The sequence below is a fragment of the Ideonella sp. FW305-24 genome, assembly GCF_058788035.1.
This window is the reverse complement of the sequence record NZ_JBYTAI010000014.1, coordinates 36,064-55,783: the sequence shown is the minus strand read 5'-3', so window position 1 is coordinate 55,783 and position 19,720 is coordinate 36,064. Positions and strand designations below refer to the sequence as shown.

Annotated in this window: 19 protein-coding genes; 11 read left to right on the top strand and 8 right to left on the bottom strand. The window is 68.3% G+C overall.

The features are described from left to right. Nucleotides 1-84 precede the first annotated feature (84 nt). On the top strand, nucleotides 85-1,071 hold the full coding sequence (locus tag AC3WR5_RS27215) for a tripartite tricarboxylate transporter substrate-binding protein (RefSeq protein ID WP_492488588.1): 987 nt from the start codon (nucleotides 85-87) through the stop codon (nucleotides 1,069-1,071). A 54-nt stretch (nucleotides 1,072-1,125) separates the two neighbouring features. Here AC3WR5_RS27215 and dtd read toward each other — a convergent pair whose 3' ends face one another. Further along, on the bottom strand, nucleotides 1,126-1,581 hold the full coding sequence (gene dtd, locus AC3WR5_RS27210; RefSeq protein ID WP_492488587.1) for a D-aminoacyl-tRNA deacylase: 456 nt from the start codon (nucleotides 1,579-1,581) through the stop codon (nucleotides 1,126-1,128). Between the two features lie 157 nt (nucleotides 1,582-1,738). Here dtd and AC3WR5_RS27205 point away from each other — a divergent pair, with 157 nt between their 5' ends. Both AC3WR5_RS27205 and AC3WR5_RS27200 read left to right on the top strand, forming a co-directional pair. Continuing rightward, on the top strand, nucleotides 1,739-2,161 hold the full coding sequence (locus AC3WR5_RS27205) for a PA2779 family protein (protein WP_492488585.1): 423 nt from the start codon (nucleotides 1,739-1,741) through the stop codon (nucleotides 2,159-2,161). 10 nt (nucleotides 2,162-2,171) lie between these two features. Further along, nucleotides 2,172-3,137 (top strand): PA2778 family cysteine peptidase, encoded by a 966-nt coding sequence (locus tag AC3WR5_RS27200; RefSeq protein WP_492488584.1) that lies wholly within the window; start codon nucleotides 2,172-2,174, stop codon nucleotides 3,135-3,137. Between the two features lie 10 nt (nucleotides 3,138-3,147). On the opposite strand, the gene AC3WR5_RS27195 is transcribed toward AC3WR5_RS27200, so the two are convergent. Further along, nucleotides 3,148-3,582 (bottom strand): FKBP-type peptidyl-prolyl cis-trans isomerase, encoded by a 435-nt coding sequence (locus AC3WR5_RS27195; protein WP_492488583.1) that lies wholly within the window; start codon nucleotides 3,580-3,582, stop codon nucleotides 3,148-3,150. A gap of 67 nt (nucleotides 3,583-3,649) precedes the next feature. Then, on the bottom strand, nucleotides 3,650-4,909 hold the full coding sequence (gene tyrS / locus AC3WR5_RS27190; RefSeq protein ID WP_492488738.1) for a tyrosine--tRNA ligase: 1,260 nt from the start codon (nucleotides 4,907-4,909) through the stop codon (nucleotides 3,650-3,652). Nucleotides 4,910-5,294: 385 nt separating this feature from the next. On the opposite strand from tyrS, the gene AC3WR5_RS27185 reads away from it, so the two are divergent. The 3 genes from AC3WR5_RS27185 (at nucleotide 5,295) to AC3WR5_RS27175 (ending at nucleotide 8,580) form a co-directional block, all read left to right on the top strand. Next, entirely contained in the window at nucleotides 5,295-6,614 is a 1,320-nt protein-coding gene (locus tag AC3WR5_RS27185) for a M23 family metallopeptidase (protein WP_492488582.1), read from the top strand. Nucleotides 6,615-6,645: 31 nt separating this feature from the next. Next, entirely contained in the window at nucleotides 6,646-7,794 is a 1,149-nt protein-coding gene (locus tag AC3WR5_RS27180) for an anhydro-N-acetylmuramic acid kinase (RefSeq protein WP_492488580.1), read from the top strand. A 312-nt stretch (nucleotides 7,795-8,106) separates the two neighbouring features. Further along, nucleotides 8,107-8,580, top strand: coding sequence for an outer membrane lipoprotein (locus AC3WR5_RS27175; protein ID WP_141290969.1), 474 nt, complete (start codon nucleotides 8,107-8,109; stop codon nucleotides 8,578-8,580). A gap of 173 nt (nucleotides 8,581-8,753) precedes the next feature. Here AC3WR5_RS27175 and AC3WR5_RS27170 read toward each other — a convergent pair whose 3' ends face one another. After that, nucleotides 8,754-10,052: an esterase-like activity of phytase family protein gene (locus tag AC3WR5_RS27170; protein WP_492488578.1), complete on the bottom strand. Its 1,299-nt coding sequence runs from the start codon at nucleotides 10,050-10,052 to the stop codon at nucleotides 8,754-8,756. A gap of 182 nt (nucleotides 10,053-10,234) precedes the next feature. Here AC3WR5_RS27170 and AC3WR5_RS27165 point away from each other — a divergent pair, with 182 nt between their 5' ends. Genes AC3WR5_RS27165 through AC3WR5_RS27150 form a run of 4 tightly spaced genes read left to right on the top strand, consistent with a single transcriptional unit; the run spans nucleotide 10,235 to nucleotide 12,709 of the window. Then, nucleotides 10,235-11,263, top strand: coding sequence for a M14 family zinc carboxypeptidase (locus AC3WR5_RS27165; RefSeq protein WP_492488577.1), 1,029 nt, complete (start codon nucleotides 10,235-10,237; stop codon nucleotides 11,261-11,263). Then, nucleotides 11,260-12,072 carry an alpha/beta fold hydrolase gene (locus tag AC3WR5_RS27160; RefSeq protein ID WP_492488575.1) on the top strand — a complete coding sequence of 271 codons (813 nt, stop codon included), beginning with the start codon at nucleotides 11,260-11,262 and terminating at the stop codon, nucleotides 12,070-12,072. The genes AC3WR5_RS27165 and AC3WR5_RS27160 overlap by 4 nt, the downstream gene beginning before the upstream one ends. Before the next feature lie 29 nt (nucleotides 12,073-12,101). Continuing rightward, nucleotides 12,102-12,386, top strand: a complete 285-nt coding sequence (locus tag AC3WR5_RS27155) for a ribbon-helix-helix domain-containing protein (protein WP_492488573.1) — start codon at nucleotides 12,102-12,104, stop codon at nucleotides 12,384-12,386. After that, nucleotides 12,383-12,709, top strand: a complete 327-nt coding sequence (locus tag AC3WR5_RS27150) for a hypothetical protein (protein ID WP_492488572.1) — start codon at nucleotides 12,383-12,385, stop codon at nucleotides 12,707-12,709. Before AC3WR5_RS27155 ends, AC3WR5_RS27150 begins: the two co-directional genes overlap by 4 nt. Nucleotides 12,710-12,727: 18 nt before the next feature. On the opposite strand, the gene AC3WR5_RS27145 is transcribed toward AC3WR5_RS27150, so the two are convergent. From AC3WR5_RS27145 to AC3WR5_RS27130, 4 genes are all read right to left on the bottom strand, one after another. Continuing rightward, nucleotides 12,728-13,609, bottom strand: coding sequence for a M90 family metallopeptidase (locus AC3WR5_RS27145; RefSeq protein WP_492488570.1), 882 nt, complete (start codon nucleotides 13,607-13,609; stop codon nucleotides 12,728-12,730). 64 nt (nucleotides 13,610-13,673) lie between these two features. After that, nucleotides 13,674-15,326, bottom strand: a complete 1,653-nt coding sequence (locus AC3WR5_RS27140; RefSeq protein ID WP_492488568.1) for an oleate hydratase — start codon at nucleotides 15,324-15,326, stop codon at nucleotides 13,674-13,676. A 116-nt stretch (nucleotides 15,327-15,442) separates the two neighbouring features. Next, nucleotides 15,443-17,809 (bottom strand): CotH kinase family protein, encoded by a 2,367-nt coding sequence (locus tag AC3WR5_RS27135; protein WP_492488567.1) that lies wholly within the window; start codon nucleotides 17,807-17,809, stop codon nucleotides 15,443-15,445. A 136-nt stretch (nucleotides 17,810-17,945) separates the two neighbouring features. Then, nucleotides 17,946-19,085, bottom strand: a complete 1,140-nt coding sequence (locus AC3WR5_RS27130) for an ABC transporter substrate-binding protein (protein ID WP_492488565.1) — start codon at nucleotides 19,083-19,085, stop codon at nucleotides 17,946-17,948. 188 nt (nucleotides 19,086-19,273) lie between these two features. Here AC3WR5_RS27130 and aroQ point away from each other — a divergent pair, with 188 nt between their 5' ends. After that, complete coding sequence (gene aroQ, locus AC3WR5_RS27125; RefSeq protein WP_492488563.1) at nucleotides 19,274-19,720, top strand: type II 3-dehydroquinate dehydratase; 447 nt, start codon at nucleotides 19,274-19,276, stop codon at nucleotides 19,718-19,720.

Sequence of the window (19,720 nt, the reverse complement as noted above, 5' to 3'; positions counted from 1 at the left end):
GTAGTAACCGCGATGGCGCAGCCCCCTGCTGCGCCTAGCATCCCGCCCATCCCATCCTCACGCCCCCACAGAAGGAGCACCTCCATGAACCGTCGTTTGTTCGGCGCCGCGTTGTCCGCGTTGCTGGCTGCGCTCGGCGCGCAGAGCGCCCATGCCGAATACCCGGACCATGCCATCACCATCGTGGTGCCGTTCGCCGCGGGCGGACCGACCGACAAGGTCGCACGCGACTTTGCCGAGGCGCTGCGCAAGCCGCTGGGCAACCAGGCGATCGTGATCGAGAACGTCGGCGGTGCCGGTGGCACGCTGGGCGCGACCAAGGTCAGCAAGGCGGCACCCGATGGCTACACGCTGCTGCTGCACCACATCGGCATGGCGACCTCGCCCGCGCTGTACCGCAACCTGGGCTACAAGACGCTCGACGACTTCGAGTACCTGGGCCTGATCAACGAAGTGCCGATGACGCTGATCGGCCGCAGCACGCTGCCGGCAACCAGCTACGCCGAACTGGCCAAGTGGCTCACTGCCAACAAGGGCAAGGTCAACCTGGCCAACGCCGGCCTGGGTTCGGCCTCGCACCTGTGCGGGCTGCTGTTCCAGCAAAGCCTGAAGGAAGACATGACCACCGTGCCGTACAAGGGCACGGCACCGGCCATGACCGACCTGCTGGGTGGCCAGGTCGACATCATGTGCGACCAGACCACCAACACCACCAGCCAGATCGAGTCCGGCAAGGTCAAGGCCTTTGCAGTGACCACGCCGGCCCGCCTGCCAGGCGCCCTGCTGTCCAAGCTGCCAACGCTGGACGAAGCCGGCCTGAAGGGCTTCAACGTGACGATCTGGCACGGCCTCTACGCACCCAAGGGCACGCCCAAAGCAGTGGTGGACAAGCTCAATGCCGCACTGAAGACCGCACTGAAGGACCCCGAGTTCCACAAGCGCGAAGAAGCGCTGGGCGCCGTCGTCGTGACCGACAACCGCACCAACGCCGCGGACCACAAGAAGTGGGTCGAGGCCGAGATCAACAAATGGGGCCCGGCCATCAAGGCCGCAGGCCAGTACGCGGACTGACCTGGCCAGGACCGGCAACCGAGCGCCCTGCGGGGCGCTTTTTTCTTGGTGTGGTCAGCGCACCGTGATCGGGATCGTCACCGGGCCGTCGTTGACGAGGTGCACCTGCATGTCGGCACCAAACTCGCCGGTGGCGACGATGGCGTGGCGCTGGCGGGCCAGTGTGACAAAGGCCTCGTAGAGGCTGCGGCCCAGCGCTGCAGGCGCGGCGCCGGTGAAGCTGGGGCGGTTGCCGCCGCGGGTGTCGGCAGCCAGCGTGAACTGCGAGACGACCAGCAAGCCGCCGGGCGTGCCGTGGCCGTCCAGGTCGGTCAGGCTGCGGTTCATCTTGCCGGCGTCGTCGCTGAAGATGCGCAGCTTCAGCAACTTGTCCAGCAGCTTGGCGGCCTGCACTTCGCCGTCTTCCGGCTCGGCGCAGAGCAGCACCAGCAAACCGGGGCCGATGGCGCCAATGGTCTGGCCGGCCACCTCGACGTGGGCCTGCTTGACACGCTGGATGACGGCAATCACGGGGCAGCTTCCTCTCGAAAAGTTCACGGCGGCAGGACCCGCGATCATAGGTGCGGCGGCGGTAACAGACCGGTACACGGCCTCGCCAAGGCGCCGGTAGCATGGCGAGCTGGCAGGCCTGCGGTACGGCCTGCACCCCGCTGTACTGGAGTCCCCGATGTCCTCTTCCCGTCGTGCCACCCGTTGGCTGTGCCTGCTGCTCGCAAGCAGCCTGTCGTTTGCCGGCTTGATGCAGAGCGCGCAAGCCGCGCTGATCGGCACCGAAACCGTCGCCGCAGTACAGGCGGCGGAACAGGCCGGTGGCAACCAGGCAGATGGCCGAACCTTCCTGACGCAAGCCCTGCAGCGCGAGGATGTGGTTGCTGCATTGCAGCAGCGCGGTCTCAGCGCCGACGAAGCCAAAGCCCGGGTGGCAGCCCTCAGCGACGAACAGGCGCAGTGGCTGGCCGCCCAGGTGGACCAGGCCCCCGCCGGCGCCGGCGACATCCTCGGTGCGCTGGTCTTCATCTTCGTGCTGCTGCTGATCACCGACGTGCTGGGCCTGACCAAGGTCTTCCCGTTCACACGCTCGGTGCGCTGAAGCCGCTGCGATGAGCCACGCCCAGGGGCGGCGACGGCTGCTCCACGCGCTGGCGGCACCGTGCATCGCCTCTCTGGCGGGCTGCACCAGCCTGACGCCGCCCATGACGGCTGCCTTGCAGGCCCAGGCGCCGGCAGGCCTGCCCTCGCGCGTCGAGCTAGCCGGGGTGCCTTTTTTTGCCGACGACAGCACGCTGTGCGGTCCCGCCACGCTGGCCAGCGTGTTGCAGGCTGCCGGCTTCGCAGCCACGCCGGCCGAGCTCGCGCCGCAGGTCTACCTGCCAGCCCGCGAAGGCAGCCTGCAGCCCGAGATGCTGGCTGCCGCCGCGCGGCACGGCGCGTTGGCCACGCGGATGGCGCCCGAACTGCTGGCCTTGCTGCGCGAACTCGCCGCGGGCACGCCGGTGCTGGTGCTGGTCAATCTGGCGCTGCCGTTCTGGCCGCGCTGGCACTACGCCGTGCTGGTGGGTTACGACCTGGGCCGCGGCGAGTTGCGGCTGCACTCGGGCATGGACGGCTATGCCAGCTGGCCCATGGCCACCTTCGAACACACCTGGGCCCGCAGCGGGCATTGGGCGATGGCCGTCACACCGCCCAGTCGGCTGCCAGCCACCGCCGAACTGCCGGCCTCGCGAGAAGCGGTGCTGGCGTTGCAGCGCGTGCAAGGTACCGCAGCCAGCCTGCCGGCCTGGCGCGCTGCCGCGGCGCGGTGGCCGCAAGACCTGGTGCTGGGCATGGGACTTGGCAACAGCCTGTATGCCCGCGGAGACAAGGCCGAGGCGGCAAGCCAGTTCGAGGCACTGGCTGCGCGACTGGACAGCGCCGCGACCTGGAACAACCTGGCCCATGTGCGCTGGGAACTGGGCCAGCCCGAAGCCGCAAGGCAGGCGGCGCAGCAGGCCTGGCGCCGCGCCGAGCAGGCCGAGCCCGCCTGGGCCGAAGCGGTGGGCGAAACGCTGCGCCAGGTCAACCCATGAAACTTCCTGCTCAGTTGCCGTTGATGCCCAGCAGCTCGACTTCGAAGTTCAGTGTGGCGTTCGGCGGAATCAGTCCACCGCCAGCGCCCTTGCTGCCGTAGGCGATGCCCGGCGGGCAGGTCAGCTTCGCCTTGCCGCCAACCTTCATGCGCTGCAGGCCTTCGGTCCAGCAAGGGATCACGCGGTTCAGCGGGAACTCTGCCGGCTCGTTGCGGCTGTAGGAGCTGTCGAACTCCTTGCCGTCCATCAGCGTGCCGCGGTAGTGCACCTTGACCTTGTCGGTGGCCGACGGGCTGGCGCCTGTGCCCTCCTTGAGCGGGGTGTAGACCAGGCCGGAGGCCGTGGTCACGGGGGCGGCGGCAGGCGCATCGGCGGCCTGCACGCCGGCAGAGATCAGGGCCGCCAGGGCGGCAAGGGTCAGCGAAGAACGCAGGGAACGGGTCATCTCGTCGGTCCTGAAAAATTCCGGCTCGGCCGGAGGAGCCGCGAGCTTACCCGGGCTGCATGTTGTTTCAGCTCAAAGTGACACGTGCGAACTTGCGCTTGCCGACTTGCACGACAAAAGTGCCGGGCTGGACTTTCAGGCCCTTGTCGCTGATGACGGTGCCGTCAATGCGCACGCCAGCCTGCTCGACCATGCGCAGGCCTTCGCCGTTGCTGGCCACCAGGTTGGCCGCCTTCAGCAGCGCGCCAATGCCCATCGGCGCGCCGCTCAGCGTCAGTTCGGGAATGTCGTCCGGAATGCCGCCCTTGGCGCGGTTCTGGAAATCGGCCTCGGCAGCGTCGGCCGCTGCAGCGCTGTGGAAGCGCGCGGTGATTTCCTTGGCCAGCATGACCTTGGCGTCCTTGGGGTTGCGCCCGCCTTCAACCTCGGTCCTGAGCTGCGCGATCTCGGCTTCGGAGCGGAAGGACAGCAGCGTGAACCACTTCCACATCTGCTCGTCGCTGATCGACAGCGTCTTGGCGAACATGCTGTTGGCCGGCTCGGTGATGCCGATGTAGTTGTTCTTGGACTTGGACATCTTCTCGACGCCGTCCAGGCCTTCGAGCAGCGGCATGGTCAGGATGCACTGCGGCTCCTGGCCGTATTCGGCCTGCAGTGCGCGGCCCACCAGCAGGTTGAACTTCTGGTCGGTGCCGCCCAGTTCCAGGTCGCTCTTCAGCGCCACCGAATCGTAGCCCTGCATCAGCGGGTACAGCAGCTCGTGCAGCGAGATGGGGGTGTTGGACTGGAAGCGCTTGGTGAAGTCGTCGCGCTCCAGCATGCGGGCCACCGTGTACTTGGCGGCCAGCTCGATCATGCCGCGGGCACCCAGCGGGTCGCTCCATTCGCTGTTGTAGCGGATCTCGGTGCGGGCAGGATCCAGCACCATCGAGGCCTGCTGGTAGTAGGTCTTGGCATTGGCCTCGATCTGTTCTCGCGTCAGCGGCGGGCGGGTGGCGTTGCGGCCGGACGGGTCGCCGATCATCGACGTGAAGTCGCCGATGAGAAATATGACCGTGTGCCCCAGGTTTTGCAGCTGGCGCATCTTGTTCAGCACCACTGTGTGGCCGATATGGATGTCAGGCGCAGTGGGGTCCAGCCCCAGCTTGATGCGCAAGGGCTGGCCGGAGGCTTCGGAACGCTGGAGCTTCTTCACCCAGTCCGCCTGCGGCAGCAGCTCGGCACAGCCGCGCTGGCTGATGGCCAGCGCTTCGCGCACGCCGTCGCTCAGGGAAACGGCCGCAGCAGCTGCGCTGTCAGACGGGTTGGCGCCAACGGGCGCCGGCATGGCAGCGGATTCGGACATCGGTGTAAATAGCAGGTGTTTGCCCGGTTCGGGCGCGCCTTTTGGCGGAAGTGTCACAGGTATACTCCGCCGATTCTTTTTTCGAGCCGGCAGCACCGCACGAACAACGGACAAAAAGCGGGTGGAAACGAGTGGAGAAGGAGTCCTTGCTTCCGAGCAAGGACCGCGATTCTACGGGGCTGCAGGATGGTGGATGACGGCAGGCGCATGGCGCCCGGTTTTGCCGTCTTGGCACATGGTGCACGCTTTGGCGTGCACGCCGCACACAGGACGGAGCATGCAGCTCCGCTGAAGATTGAAGTCGTCGGGCACACCCTCTCTTTCCGCCCTGCAGCGCGCCCTGGCGCCCGCAGCACAGTTCATCCACTTGCATCCCCGCGGTTTTTCCGCCGCCATCCTGGCCTTGCTGGCCGGCACTGGCGTGACCGCCTTCGGCATCGCGCCAATGGCGCCTGACGCAGCCGACCTGCCCAAGCGCCTGGTGGTGCAAACCGTTACCCCCGAAGCGCTGGCGCCTCAGCTCGAGGCCCTGGCCGACGCCGAGCTGCAGCTCAACCGCAGCGACATCACCCGCCCCAGCGACACGCTGGACAGCCTGATGCAGCGCCTGGGCGTGGCCGATGCGGCCGCGGTCCAGTGGCTGCGCCTGGACCCGATCGGCCGCAAGCTGGTCGAGGGCCGGCCTGGCAAGATGATCACCGCCTCGCTGAGTGGCAGCGGCCGGCTGGCCTCGCTGGTCGCGCGTTTCGCGACCGACGACGACAGCCAGGGCCAGGCCCGCTTCAGCCGGCTGACCATCGAGCGCGACGCGCAGGGCCGTTGGCAATCGCATCTGGAACAGGCGCCGCTGGAATCGACCCAGCGCCTGGCCAGCGGCACGATCCGCAGCTCGCTGTTTGCCGCGACCGACGAATCCAACATCCCGGACGCGGTCGCCACCCAGATCGCCGAGCTGTTCTCGACCGACATCGACTTCCGCCGCGAACTGCGCAAGGGCGACACCTTCAGCGTCGTCTACGAGCACCTGACGGCCGACGGCGAACCCATCACCTGGAACCAGGGCAGCGGCCGCGTGCTGGCCGCCGAGTTCATCAATGACGGTCATCCGCACCAGGCGGTGTGGTTCGGCGAGGGCAAGGGCGGCTACTTCGACCTGAACGGCGAGAGCAAGCGTCGCAGCTTCCTGGCCAGCCCGATGGAGTTCTCGCGTGTGACCTCCGGGTTCTCGATGCGCTTCCACCCGATCCAGAAGATCTGGAAAGCCCACCTGGGCGTGGACTACGGTGCACCGATGGGCACGCCGATCCGCAGCGTCGGCGACGGCACCGTCGAATTCGCCGGCCAGCAGAACGGCTACGGCAACGTGGTGCAGGTCCACCATGCAGGTGACCGCACGACGCTGTATGCCCACATGAGCCACATCGACGTGAGGAAAGGCCAGCACGTCAGCCAGGGCGACCGCCTGGGCGCCGTCGGCATGACCGGCTGGGCCACCGGGCCGCACCTGCACTTCGAGTTCAAGGTGGGCGGCCTGCAGAAGGACCCGTTGGAGATCGCCAAGTCCTCCGAGACCATCAAGCTCGACCCATCGCAGCGCGCCCGTTTCACCGCGCTGGCACAGGCCGCCAAGATCCAGCTGACCGTGGCCAACGACACGCGTGGCCAACAGACCGCTCGCGTCGAATGACGCCGCGCTGCCAAGCAACGAGCTGAGGAACATGGACAACGCCGATCTCTACATCGGCCTGATGTCGGGCACTTCGCTGGACGGCATTGACGGTGTGCTCGCCGGCTTCGAGCGCGAGAGCGCGACCATGCAGGTGCTGGCCCACGCCCATGCGCCCTTCCCCGCGGTGCTGCGCGAGGAACTGCTGGCGCTGAACCAGCGCGGCGCGGACGAACTGCACCGCGCCGCACTCGCCGCCAACGCGCTGGCCACATTGCAGGCCGGCGTGGTGCAGCAGCTGCTGCGCCAGCACGGCTGCCGTGCGCACCAGGTCGCCGCCGTCGGCTCGCATGGCCAGACGGTGCGCCACCGCCCCGGCGAATTCGACGGCCTGGGCTACACGCTGCAATTGAACCAGGGCGCGCTGCTGGCCGAGCGCTGCGGCATTGACGTGGTCTGCGACTTCCGCAGCCGCGACGTGGCCGCCGGTGGCCAGGGCGCGCCGCTGGTGCCGGCCTTCCACGCGATGGTCTTCGGCGGCACCGAACGGCCGCGTGCCGTGCTGAACCTGGGCGGCATTGCCAACCTGACGCTGCTGCCCGGCAGCCGCGGCCCGGCCACGCCGGTGCGCGGCTTCGACTGCGGCCCCGGCAATGCGCTGCTGGACCACTGGGCCCAGATGCACCTGGGCCAGGCCTATGACGAAGCCGGCCGCTGGAGCGCTGGTGGCCAGGTCCAGCCCGAATTGCTGGCCAGGCTGCTGGCCGAACCCTTCCTCGCCGCGCCGCCGCCCAAGAGCACCGGCCGCGACCTGTTCAACGCGAGCTGGCTGATGCGCCAGCTCGCCGGCCTGGGCAACGCCGCGGCCCTGCCCGCGCCACAGGACGTGCAGGCCACGCTGGCCGAGTTCACCGCACAAAGCACCGCGCAGGCGCTGCTGCAGCACGCTCCGGCCAGCGCCGACCTGCTGGTCTGCGGCGGCGGCGCGCTGAACGACGACCTGATGCGCCGGCTGTCCGCCGCGCTGCCCGGTGTCATGGTCAACAGCAGCGACGACGCCGGCCTGCCACCGCTGCAGGTCGAAGCCGCCGCCTTCGCCTGGCTGGCCCGCGCCTTCATGCAACGCCGCCCCGGCAACCGCGCCGAAGTGACCGGCGCCCGCGGCCCCCGAGTGCTGGGCGCACTCTACCCGGCAGGCTGAATGGCGCAGCCGGTTCGCGGGAATACCGCGAACCACCCGCCAAGCGGTGCGCGGCCGCTTGGGAGCGGCCCGGCGCTGGCCGCGCCACGACAGGTCTTCACTTCCGCTCACCTGCCGGCAATGCAGCGTGCATTGCCGGGTGTCCAGCGCTGAAGACTTCTCGCCCGCCTGCGCTTGTCCGCGCTCAAGCCGGGGACACTGGTGGCGCGCACAATTCGCATTGGCTCCAGGCGGCCTCGCTGCCCTGGACAAGTCCTGTCAACGCCGCCTCGGCCGCAGGCGTTCTGTTCCGCTCAACACACTCGATACATCATGCAACGCCTTGCTTCCCGCCTGATCCTCGCCACGATGGTGGCCACACTGGCCGCCTGCGCCACCTCCAGCCCTGACGTCGTTCAGCGCGGCGACGCGCAGCGCATGTCCACCGTGCAGGACGGCACCATCCTCAGCCTGCGACCGGTGACCATCGATGGCAGCCAAAGCGGCTTGGGCGGCGCCGCCGGTGCCGTCGTGGGTGGCGTGGCCGGCTCTGGCGTTGGCGGCTCGCGCGAATCGGCCATCGTCGGCGTGATCGGTGCGGTGGCCGGTGCGGCCATCGGCAATGCCGTCGAGCGCTCCTCCACCAAGGAAGAGGGCGTGGAGTTGCTGATCCAGTTGCGCAACGGCGACCGCCGCGCCATCGTGCAGGCCAAGGGCAACGAGAACCTGCAGGCTGGCGATGCGGTGGTCATCGTCACCACCGGCGGCAAGGTGCGCGTGACCAAGGCGCCGCCAGTCGTCAACTGAGCATCTGAATCAACGACAAAAAGGCCGGCCCGCTTCGCAGCGGGGCCGGCCTTTTTCATGGGCGTGGGCGTCCTCCCCTCAAGGGCCAAGGAAACGCCGGGCCGCCCCAAGTTTCCTTGTCCCCCTCGGGGGGGCGGGCCGGGCACAGCCCGGTCCTGGGGGCTCACAGGACTTCAGTTCAGCGGCGTCTTGTCCTTGAGCGCCAGCTTCTGGTCCAGCTTGACCTGCAGGAACTCGGTGATGTCCGGCACGCCGGCGGTCTTGCTGCTGCCCGGGTAGTTGTTGTCGTTGATGATCAGCAGCGTGCTGGCGTCCAGCACCAGCACGTCCTCGATCGTCACCCATGGGAAGGTGAAGGTCTGGCTGCTGTCCTGGTTCAGGTCGTGCGGGTCCGCCAGGTTCATCAGGTCGGCGATCTCGGTCTTCTGCACATTGCCGTCGGCGTCGACCACGTTCAGGTCGATCAGGAACACGCGCTTGAAGCGCGGGTCCTGCGTGCCATTGCGTTCCAGCACGATGAACTGGTGGGCGTTGACCGCCGTCATGTCGCCGATGTTGGTGCCGGCGTCATCGAGCTTGTAGTGCCACTGGCGGCCGGTGTAGGCCTCGTCGTCCACGCTGAACTCGTTGATGCGCAGGGTCTTGGGCGTGTCACCCACCACGCTGCCTTCCAGCAGCGTGTAGAGGTGGTCGCCCGCCGCATTGATGGCCATGCCTTCGAAGCCATTGGAACCGTTCAGCGTGGGCTGCGCGCCGTTCAGGAAGGGGTTGTCAGGCGACTGCACGCCGGCCATCGGGATGGCAGCGCGCAGCACTTTGCCGTTCTTGCTGGTCTTGACCAGGAACGGACCGAATTCGTCGCCGAACCAGAAGTGGCCGTTCCTGTCGCGACGCATCGATTCGATGTCCAGGTCGCTGCCGGTCAGGTAGCCGCCGTCGCGCACCTTCTGCGGCACGGGGATGTTGGCCGCGCCCGGGCCAGTGCCCGAGTACGGGTAGAACTCCCGGTCGGCCACCTTGGTGAACCCGATCAGCCCGTCCGGGTCCTTGAGCGCGGTGAAGGTCTCGTCGGTGAAAGCGGCGACCACGGCACCGGTCTTCTCGTTGACCGGCACCACGTGGCCTTCACCGACCAGCGCCGCGCCGTCCCAGGTGCGGAAGTTGGGCTGCAGCGTGTAGGTGCGCAGCATCGCGTCCGGCGAGTTGGCCTTGTTGCCGAAGCCGTTGTCCGGCATCACGCGGTAGGTGCCGGCGACCGGGCCGGGCAGCACGGCGGAGAAGCCTTGCACCGCCTGCTTGTCGACCAGCGGCAGCGTGCGGCCATTGGCCGAAGAGACGAACTGGCCGGCGGTCGGGCCCTTGGCAAAGGTGTCGGCCGGCATGCTGGCGTAGCCGACGAGTTCGGCGGCCTGGGCCGTGGCGCACAGCGAGGCCAGCGCCAGGGCGCTCAGCACAAAACGGGAAAAGCTCATGGTCAACTCCTGAGGAAATGCTTGAATGCCGCGATGGTCGTCAGATCACATGACGTGCCCGTGAAGTCCCGGTGAAACCCCCGCGTCAAACTGGTCCGCGGGCCATGACACCCGCATGACACACGAACGGCCTACCCTCGCGCGATGCCGTTGCCGATGCTGTGGTCGCCACCCAAGTTGTCATGCCCGTCCTGCTGCCGGAACTGACCGCGATCCGCCGGCTGGTCGACAACGGCGCGCCCTACCTGACGCTGCACACGCTGGGGGAGATCGATGCCGGCCACGGCGAGCGCTTCCCGCTGCTGGCCGTGAGCATGGGCAGCAGCGACCCGGCAGCACCGGCGCTTGGCGTGTTCGGCGGTGTGCACGGGCTGGAGCGCATTGGGGCCGAGGTGGCCATGGCCTTCCTGCGCAGCCTGGTCGAACGCCTGGCCTGGGACGACACGCTGCACCACCTGCTGGCCGGCATGCGGCTGGTGCTGATGCCGCTGGTCAACCCCGGCGGCTACTGGCGTGGCAGCCGCGCCAACCCGCGGGGCGTGGACCTGATGCGCAACGCGCCGGTGGACGCGCAGCCGCCCGTGCCCTGGCTGGTCTCGGGCCAGCGCATCAGCCCGGTGCTGCCCTGGTACCGCGGCCGGGCCGGCCAGCCCATGGAGGTCGAGAGCCAGGCCTTGTGCGCGCTGGTGGAAAGCCAGCTGCTGGGCCGCGGTTTCAGCATCGCGGTGGACTGCCATTCCGGCTTCGGCCTGCACGACCGCATCTGGTTCCCGTACGCGCACACCGCGCGCCCTGTCGAGCACCTGCCCGAGCTGCATGCACTGTGCGAGGTGTTCGACCGCGCGCAGCTGCACCACCGCTATGTGTTCGAGCCGCAAAGCCGGCAGTACCGCACCCATGGCGACCTGTGGGATCACCTGTACAACCAGGGCCAGCGCCAGCACCCGGGCAGCATCTTCCTGCCGCTCACACTGGAGATGGGCTCCTGGCTATGGGTCAAGAAAAACCCGCGCCAGCTGTTCAGCCGGCATGGCGCGTTCAACCCGCTGATCGAACACCGCCGCCAGCGCGTGCTGCGCCGGCACGTCGCCTGGCTGGACTTCATCGCCCGCGCCACGCTGGGCCATGCCCACTGGCTGCCCGCGCCCACTGAGCGCCACACCCAGCTGGAACTGGGGCTGAACCGCTGGTACCGCACGCCGCGCGCATGAACGCCTGTAACGCGTCGTCGACATGGGTGCTGCTGCGCGGCCTGACGCGCGGCGCCGGCCACTGGGGGGACTTTCCGGCCCGCCTGCAGCAAGCCCTGCCCAACGCACGCCTGCTGCTGCCCGAACTGCCTGGCAACGGCGTGCGCCACCGAGAAGCCAGCCCGAGCCGCGTGCCCGCAATGACCGAAGCGCTGCGCCAGACGCTGCAGCCCGTGCTGAACGACGGCCCAGTGCACGTGCTGGCCCTGTCATTGGGTGCGATGGTCGCCTGCGACTGGGCCGCGCGGCACCCGCAGGAGCTGCGCGGCGCCGTGCTGATCAACACCAGCCTGCGCCCCTTCAGCCCGCTGCACCACCGGCTGCGGCCCGCCGTGCCGCTGGCCTTGCTGCGCTGGCTCTGGCGCCTGCGCAGCGCCCGCGGCCGCGCCCTCTCCGGCCCCGCCTGGGAAGCCGAATTGCTGAGCCTCACCAGCGCCCTCGCCGCCAGCCAACCGCTGCGCGCCCGCGACGTGCTGACCCACTGGGAAGCCCTGCGCCGCGCCAACCCGGTCAGCGCCGCCAACACGCTTGGCCAGCTCTGGGCGGCCGCCCGCTACCGGGCGCCGCTGCAGGCGCCCACCGTGCCGATGCTGGTGCTCAACGGCGCCGCCGACCGGCTGGTCAACCCGGCGTGCTCGCAGCGTCTGGCTCAGGCCTGGAAACTGCCGCTCAAGGTCCACTCGCTTGCCGGGCATGACCTGCCGCTGGACGACGCCGCCTGGGTGGCGCAGCAGGTGGCAAGGTGGGCGGCCGGAGATGTGCTGCGTTAGGATCAGCACACATCACCGGGGACGCCGCCATGAGCCGCACTGTCACTTTCAATCTCGGCGACGAGGCCATCGCCTCGGTGCAACACAAGGTCGACGCAGGCCTGTACCCCAATGCAGATGCCGTGCTGGAGGCCGCCATCCTCGCGCTGGACGACCGCGACACCACCGTCGCCAATTGGCTGCAATCCGAAGGCGCCGGACGCTACGCTCGCCTGAAGAGCGGAACACTGCCCACCATCAGCAGCGACGAGTTGATGAGCCGCGTGCGTGCACGCCTGAAAGCACCCAATGCCAGCCCGAAGAGCGCCGCTTGATTCCGCAGTACGAGGTCTTGTTTGGTGAGGCTGTCGAACAGGACATCCTGGATCTGTTGACGCAGCCACATCCGCATTTCACGGAACATGAGACCCTGGCCTTCATCGACGACTTGCAGCAGCAGGTCGTCAAGATCCTGAGGCTCAACCATGCGATCGGCACGGCGATGGACTCGACCATGCCTGACTTGCTGGTGACGCATCACCGTGGCTTTGCGGTGCTCTACGTGCCGGACCACATGGCGCAAACCGTCACGGTATTGGGTCTGCTGGACACCCGACGTGAATGGCGGCGCATCTCCTCTGGCCGAGCGCCCGAGTGAGCGCGCCGAGCCGGCTGCTCACCAGCTGGCCGGATGCTGGCCGTAGGCCTCGCTGAGCACCTGGTACAGCGCCGGATGCTGGTCCAGCAGCGCCTGGGGCTGCTCGAAGAAGACTTCGCTGGTCACGGCGAAGAACTCGGCGGGGTCGGTGGCGCCGTAGGGGTTGAGCAGGCCGGGTGAGGCTTCGGGCGTACCGGGTTCGGCCCACTGGGCGCGGGCCAGCCGGGCGTGCATTGCATCGAATTCGGCCTGCATCACCTGGGACCAGCGGCGGGACTGGGCGCGGGTGCCCAGCAGGGGCGCGCCGTTCGCCGGGCCGTTGGCCTGGTCCAGCTGGTGGGCGAATTCGTGGATCACGACGTTATGGCCGTCACCGGCATCGACCGCCCCCGCCAGCACGTCCTGCCAGGACAGGATGACCTGGCCTTGCTGCCAGGATTCACCCGACAGCACGCGCCGCTCCTCGCGCTGCACGCCAGCCGCGCCGCTGTGCACGCGGTCCACGATGAACGCGCCGGGGTACAGCAGCACCTGGCGCAGCCGGTCGAACGCGGCCTCGGGGCGGCCCAGCAGCAGCAGGCAGGCCTGGGCAGCGACGGTCACGCGCATCTCGTCGTTCACCTTCAGGCCGGCGCAGCCGATGAAGGCCGTCTCGGCGAGGAAGACCTGCATGCGCTGCTTGAGCTTGAGCTGCAGGTCCGCCGGCAGCTTGGCGACCAGCGGCACACGCTTGCGCAGCACGCGCCGCCAGGCCTGCGGGAACGGCTGCCTGGCCACGCGGGCGCGGCGCCAGGCCTGCCAGCGCGGCTGCAGCAGCAGGCCGGCGACGAACAAGGCAGTCGCCAGCAGCACGGCACTCATGGCCAGCAGGCTGGCGGGGTCGGACCCGGTGGGGTTCATGGATGTCCTCCAAGCCCCCATGTGGCGAGCCGCGGCGCCAAATCAAGCCCCGCGGGAAATGGCCTCAATGAAAAGCCGATTCCAGCGCCGCCAGGCCCACCTTGGGGTCCATCAGGCCGTGGTAGATCGGCGGAATCGGCTTGTCCACGCCGAACAGCTGGTAAACCGCCTGCATCGCGCCGTGCACCGAATACTCGACGGTGAACACCACGTCCTCCGGCATTTCGACGAACTGGCCGAGGAAGGCGAAGTTGTGCGCGCCTTCGGGGCAGACCAGCGGCCGGTCTTCCGGCAGGCGGCGCGCAAACAATGCAGAGGCATAAGGCAGCATCACGGTGGTGATGTCGGTGCTGGCCTGGATGGCCGCCAGTTCGTCCTGGAAGCCCAGGTGATGCACCAGCTCGGTCAGGATCTCGCGGCCGGTGCAGGCCGTCATGGGCTTGCGCACATGGTTGCCGTCCGCATCAATGAACAGGCCGTAGCCCCAGAGCGTGAAGGTGTCCGGCGGCATGTCGGCGAAGTGCGGCTGGTGCGGCACGACGATGGACATCAGCCAGGCCGAGTTGACAAAGGTGACCAGCGCGCCGGTGCCGGGCTCGTTGCCCGAGAAGTGGGTGATGCGGTCCAGCAGCTTGCGGCCCTTCAGGGTGAGCGTGAACGACTCCCACTTGTGCTCGTCCACATTGCCGCAAAAGGTGTTGGGCCGGCCGAAGTCGCGGGCCTTGGGCGCAATGCGCTCCCACAGCCGCCAGGCACCGTCACGCCGGTCGCGGATCAGTTCGGGCACGCTGTCGTTACCGCCGTAGCCCGCATCCGAGGTGATGGAGCCCAGGGTCACCATCAACACGTCCTGCGGCGTCAGCATCTGGGCTTCGGCGCCGTTGCGCGTGTGCAGGTGCAGCAGCGTGGCCACACGGCGCGCCGGGTCGGTCTGGTCGAAATCGATGTCGGTGACGCGTGTTGCGAAGCGCACGTCCACGCCTTGCGCCACCAGCCAGCGCTGCAAGGGCCTGGCGATGGAGTCGTACTGGTTGTAGCGGGTCCGGCGCACGCCGGAGAGGGTGTGGATGCGCGGGAACTCCTGCACGAAGCGCAGGAAGTAGCGCTTCAGCTCGGTGGCGCTGTGCCAGTTCTGGAAGGCGAAGGTGGTACGCCACATCTGCCAGAAGTGGGTCTCGAAGAAGTGCTCGGAAAACAGCTCGTCGATGCGGCGCGCGCCCAGCGCTCGCTCGCTGGTGGCCAGCAAACGCATCAGCTCCATGCGGTCGCGCAGGTTGAAGCCCAGCGCCGCGGCGTCCAGGATCTTCGCGCCCTCGCCCACCAGCCGCGCCTTGGCCTCGGTCTGCACCTGCGCATTGAAGTCCAGGATGTCCTGGCGTGCGCTGATCGTGGGGTCGTCCAGCGACGGAATGCTCTCCAGCAGGTTCCACAGCGTCTGGTACGCCTCTTCTTCCAGCATGCGCCCGCCGCGGGTGACATAGCCGGGCTGCACCGGCGAGTGCGCGCCATCCAGCGCACCGCCCGCCAGGCCCAGCTCTTCGAGGATGTGGATGTGCGCCGGCGGCACGCCCGCGTCGCGGATCATGAACACCGCGGCAGCCATCGAGGCCACGCCACCGCCCACCAGCCAGACCTGCGTGTCCTTGGGGTCGCGGCGCGGGGCGCCTGGCGACTGCGGTTCTGTGGCGGAAGGGGTCGACGCAAGAAAACTCGCCATGGGGTCTCCGGTGAGATGCAATGAAGTCGCAGGCCTGATCAACCTGCCCTGATTCCTTTGCATCTTCCGCCGGCCACGCGGCCGGCGTCATGACCGGGCGCAAACGGCGAACCGGCTCACGGCCCGCTGTTCGCCCCCAGCGGCGTGGCCTGGGTTTGCCGCCCCCACAGTGACGAGCCGCTGGCGCGGCGGCCGTAGGACGTGTCGGCCGGCTGGGCGCGCCAGGCGATGGTGTCCAGCAGCGTGACGCTGCTGCCCGATGGCGCGTACAGCGCCAGCGCCTGGCCCTTGGGGTTGGCGGTGAAGCTGGCGTGCAGTTCACCGGCGGCGGGCAGGTTGTCCAGCCAGACCAGCAGGTAGCCGTGGGCCGGCACGCTGGTGCCGGCCGGGAACGGCCAGAGCGTGGGCTGGGCGGGGTTGTGGGTGAGGTAGTGGCCGGTCAGGCTGTAGGCCTGGCTTCCGGGGTTGTAGAGCTCGACCCAGGGGCTGTGGTTGCCGGCGGCGGTGACGATGCCGGTGCGGTTGTCGGGCAGCACTTCGTTGAGCAGCAGTGGCTGCGCCAGGTTGGGCGAGATGCTGGCCAGGTTGGCGTTGATGTAGGCAATGCGCTGGGTCACGAAATCCTGCAGCGCGGCGGGCGAGGCGTCGAAGCCGGCGTTGTCTTCGCGGAAGCGCTTGTAGACGTCGCGGTGCGTGTCTTCCAGCACGGCCTGGTGCTGGCTGTTGATGCGCGGGTTCAGGATGGCCGGCGTGAACTGCGTGGCCAGCAGTTCGGCGATCTTGTTGACGTACTGCTGGCGGAACAGCGGCACGGTGAGCAGCCGCGAGGTCAGCACGTTGTAGGTGTTGATCGATTGCCGCGGCGTGGTCTTCACGCCCTTGAGCAGCGACAGCGTGGTCTGGTAGAAGGCCTGGTCGAAGTCCTTGGGAATGAGCTCCCACACCGGGCTGTCCGGGCTGCGGTACATGTAGTAGTTGTGGCCCACGTGGTCCCAGTCGCCGGTGAGCTGCATGGCGGCCAGGTAGTCCAGGTAGCTGTCGACGTTGATGACAGACGAGATGACGGCCGGGAAGTCGGCGTCGGAGGTCACGTTGACCGTCTGCACCAGCGCGGCCAGCGCGGGGTAGCCGTCGTCGTTGTCGCTGTGGTCGTCCCAGGCGGTCGAGTAGTCGTCCAGCACGCGGAAGTTGGACGCGACCACGTCCTGCGCTTCCAGCAGCTGGCCCTTGGGGTTGATGGCGCGGGCGTTGAAGAAGTCGTCGTCCACGTCTTCGAGGTGGCTGAACAGGCCCAGGTACTCGCCGTTCACGTCCAGGTGCGCAAAGCTGCAGCTGGAGAACAGCGTGGACACGCCGGCGAGTTGCGCGGCAGACAGGCACTCGGCCAGTTGCGTGGTGTCCAGCCCCGAGGCCTTGAGGATCAGCTTGTCGCGGCCCTGGAAGGGCACGCCCTTCTTGAAGTTGACCTTCCAGGACTTCTTCTGGTTGTTCAGGCTGGTGGCGCCGCGGAACTTCACGCCAATGCCGGGGAACAGCAGGTTGTCGCCGGCGAAGTCGGCCGTGACGTAGTCCGAGTCCGGGTTGGCCTGCAGGATGGCGTACTGGTCTGCCGGGATCGTCAGCTGGAAGGCCGGCAGCATGCTCTGCGTGCGGTCCAGCGGCGCAGCCGAGACGGGCGCGGACCAGGCGCTCTGGTTGCCGGACACGTCCACCGCGGCCACCTTGTAGAAGCCGGCGGTGAACGGCGCGAGCGCGTCGTCGAAGTAGCGGCTGCTCGGCACCGGCTGGGCGGTGAGCGTGGTGTACGGGCCGCCGGACGAGGCCGCGCGGCTCACCAGGTAGCCGGCCAGGTCGGCCTCGGTCGAATCGGGCCAGGTGACGATGTTGCGGTAGTAGCCACCCAGCGCGGCGACCGAGGCCGGCGTCTTCGGCGCGCGGGTGTCGGCCTTGGTGGACTGGACCGAGATCGCCGCGATGGTGGACTGGCCGATGCTGGCCGGGAAGGTGACGTTGAGCTGGCCGTCGGCCACGGTGACGGCGAACTGGTAGGTCACCGCGTAGTTGCGGCCGAAGCGGGCGTAGAGGTCGAAATCCTGCAGCAGCGGCACGCCTTCGGCCAGCACCGAGAACTTGCGCAGGTTGGGCCCGTTCTGCAGCAGCTCGACGAACTGCATCGTCAGCAGGTAGCTGCCGTTGGCCACGTCGAAGCGGTATTCGCTGGCGCCTTCGCGCACGCTGTTGACCAGCGGCGAATAAGCGGTGTTCTCGATCACCTGCCCGTAGTACAGCAGCGAGGGCGTGCTGGCGGTGCCGCCAATGGCACCAGACCCGTTGCTGGCGTCATAGAGCCGGTCGGCGCTGTAGACCGCGTCGTAGCGGCCACCATTGCCGCCACAGTCCAGCCGCGCAGTGCCGGCGAAGGCCGCGGGCGACAGCAGCCAGGCCGCGCCCACCAAGGCCAGCGTTCGAATCGTGTACAGCATGGGTCTCCTCCCGTTGCCAACCAGCGCAAACAGTGGAGCGTCCATGCTTCTGAAGCCACAGCGCCCCAAGGGGGCGAGTATGAGCGCCACGTCTCGGCGCCCCAAGGGGTCAGACTGGGGGTGCCGTCACCTGTTTTCAGTACACGACACGGCCGTCCCGGTCGATCATCGAGACCGAGGTGCTGCGGCGCGGGCCTTGCTCCGGGTGCAGCGCGATGCGGTAGCCGCTGAGGTCCATCACGTCGCCCGCGGCCAGCACTTTGGCCAGCGCGGCGCGTGTGGGCGTGCCGGGCATGCGCTGCAGCGCGGCAATCAGCACGCGGGCATTGACGTAGGCCTCGGTCATCGTCAGCGTCGGCTCGATGTCCTGCGGCCCGTATTTGCGGTAGGCCGCCTCGAACTCGCGCATCAGCTCGACGCGCGCATTGCGCGGGTTGGGCACGACCTGCGAAATCATCACGCCATGCGCCGCTTCCTTGCCCACCACCTGGGCCAGCTGCGTGGCCTCGGCAGATGACAGCGCCACCAGCTGGCCGCTGCCCTTGTCCTGCCGGTAGAGCTTGCAGAAGTAGGCCACGGCCGCCGTGTTGGACGCCAGCACCACCGCCTGGTGCGGCACCTTCTGCACGGCCCGCACCGCCTCTTCGACCATCGCCGTGTCAGCCGGGTGCGTGGCCATGGCGACCAGCTTGATGCCGTGCTTGGCCGCCAGCTCCTTGGCCAGCTCCTGCAGCTCCAGCCCATCCTTGTCGTCGGTGGTCAGCAATGCCACGCGGTTGGTCTGCATGGTCTCCATCTGGCGGAACACGGTGTCCAGCTCGTCGCCATGGCTGGCGCGGGTCAGGTAGACCAGCGGGTCGCGCTGGCGGTGCACCGCGAGTGCGCCCGAGCCCACGCCGATCACCGGCAGTTGCAGGCTCTGCAGCAGGTTGCGCTTGAGCAGCTCGTCCAGCGTGGCGCTGCGCACCATGCCCAGCATCGCCACCGGGTTCTCCTTTTCGGTCAGCGCACGCACCTGGTTCGCCACGTGGCCCGGGTCCTCGTCCACCGAGACCAGCCGCAGGCGCTGGCCGTTGATGCCACCCCCGGCGTTCACCGAGTCGAACGCGACCTGCGCGCCAACCTGCATGTGCCAGCCCAGCCCGCCACTCACGCCCGTGAGCGGCGCCACCTGCAGCACCGTGAGGTCTGCCGCTGCCGCCGTGCTCGCCACCGCGCTGGCTGCCAGCGCCCACGCGCCGGCCCACCAGAGCCCCCAAACGCCCTTGCCTGCCATGTCCGAATGTCTCCTGTTGTTGTCGCCCGTCAGCGCGCTGCCGCGGGCGTTGCTTGTCGCCGGCGCAGTATGGTTTTCGTGTCGGTGAGTGGCAAGACCGTTGCATGATGTAACTTCGCCGTAACCGGCAATTCCTGCGCTGATCAAGGGAAGACCCCGAGGCCTCGGCAGCGTGTAGGCTTGCGCCCATGAACATCCTTGTCCTGCACGGCATCAACCTGAACATGTTCGGCCAGCGCGACCCGGCCCAGTACGGCCGCGCCACCCTGGCCGAGATCGACACCAAGCTCCAGGCACTGGGCAGCGAACTTGGCGCCGAGGTCACCAGCTTCCAGACCAATCACGAAGGCGAGATGGTCGAGCGCATCCACCAGGCCTTCCGGGACGCGGTGGACGCCGTCGTCATCAACGCCGGCGCGTGGACGCACTACAGCTACGGCATCCGCGACGCGCTGGCGATCCTGAAGGCGCCCATCATCGAGGTGCACATGTCCAACATCCATGCCCGCGAAGCCTTCCGCCACCACTCGGTGTTCGCCGAGATCGCCAAGGGCCAGATCGCAGGGTTTGGTGCCGAGAGCTACCTGCTCGGGCTGCGGGCTGCGGTCAGCGCGGTCGCCGCGGCCAGGGCCTGA

What these genes read in the sequence shown, in the direction of transcription:
- aroQ (WP_492488563.1), top strand. Translation starts at nt 19,274, where the DNA reads ATGAACATCCTTGTCCTGCACGGCATCAACCTGAACATGTTCGGCCAG.
- AC3WR5_RS27195 (WP_492488583.1), bottom strand. Translation starts at nt 3,582, where the DNA reads ATGACCCGTTCCCTGCGTTCTTCGCTGACCCTTGCCGCCCTGGCGGCC.
- AC3WR5_RS27200 (WP_492488584.1), top strand. Translation starts at nt 2,172, where the DNA reads ATGAGCCACGCCCAGGGGCGGCGACGGCTGCTCCACGCGCTGGCGGCA.
- AC3WR5_RS27140 (WP_492488568.1), bottom strand. Translation starts at nt 15,326, where the DNA reads ATGGCGAGTTTTCTTGCGTCGACCCCTTCCGCCACAGAACCGCAGTCG.
- AC3WR5_RS27170 (WP_492488578.1), bottom strand. Translation starts at nt 10,052, where the DNA reads ATGAGCTTTTCCCGTTTTGTGCTGAGCGCCCTGGCGCTGGCCTCGCTG.
- AC3WR5_RS27205 (WP_492488585.1), top strand. Translation starts at nt 1,739, where the DNA reads ATGTCCTCTTCCCGTCGTGCCACCCGTTGGCTGTGCCTGCTGCTCGCA.
- AC3WR5_RS27155 (WP_492488573.1), top strand. Translation starts at nt 12,102, where the DNA reads ATGAGCCGCACTGTCACTTTCAATCTCGGCGACGAGGCCATCGCCTCG.
- AC3WR5_RS27130 (WP_492488565.1), bottom strand. Translation starts at nt 19,085, where the DNA reads ATGGCAGGCAAGGGCGTTTGGGGGCTCTGGTGGGCCGGCGCGTGGGCG.
- AC3WR5_RS27165 (WP_492488577.1), top strand. Translation starts at nt 10,235, where the DNA reads ATGCCCGTCCTGCTGCCGGAACTGACCGCGATCCGCCGGCTGGTCGAC.
- AC3WR5_RS27180 (WP_492488580.1), top strand. Translation starts at nt 6,646, where the DNA reads ATGGACAACGCCGATCTCTACATCGGCCTGATGTCGGGCACTTCGCTG.
- AC3WR5_RS27215 (WP_492488588.1), top strand. Translation starts at nt 85, where the DNA reads ATGAACCGTCGTTTGTTCGGCGCCGCGTTGTCCGCGTTGCTGGCTGCG.
- tyrS (WP_492488738.1), bottom strand. Translation starts at nt 4,909, where the DNA reads ATGCCGGCGCCCGTTGGCGCCAACCCGTCTGACAGCGCAGCTGCTGCG.
- AC3WR5_RS27135 (WP_492488567.1), bottom strand. Translation starts at nt 17,809, where the DNA reads ATGCTGTACACGATTCGAACGCTGGCCTTGGTGGGCGCGGCCTGGCTG.
- AC3WR5_RS27160 (WP_492488575.1), top strand. Translation starts at nt 11,260, where the DNA reads ATGAACGCCTGTAACGCGTCGTCGACATGGGTGCTGCTGCGCGGCCTG.
- AC3WR5_RS27175 (WP_141290969.1), top strand. Translation starts at nt 8,107, where the DNA reads ATGCAACGCCTTGCTTCCCGCCTGATCCTCGCCACGATGGTGGCCACA.
- AC3WR5_RS27145 (WP_492488570.1), bottom strand. Translation starts at nt 13,609, where the DNA reads ATGAACCCCACCGGGTCCGACCCCGCCAGCCTGCTGGCCATGAGTGCC.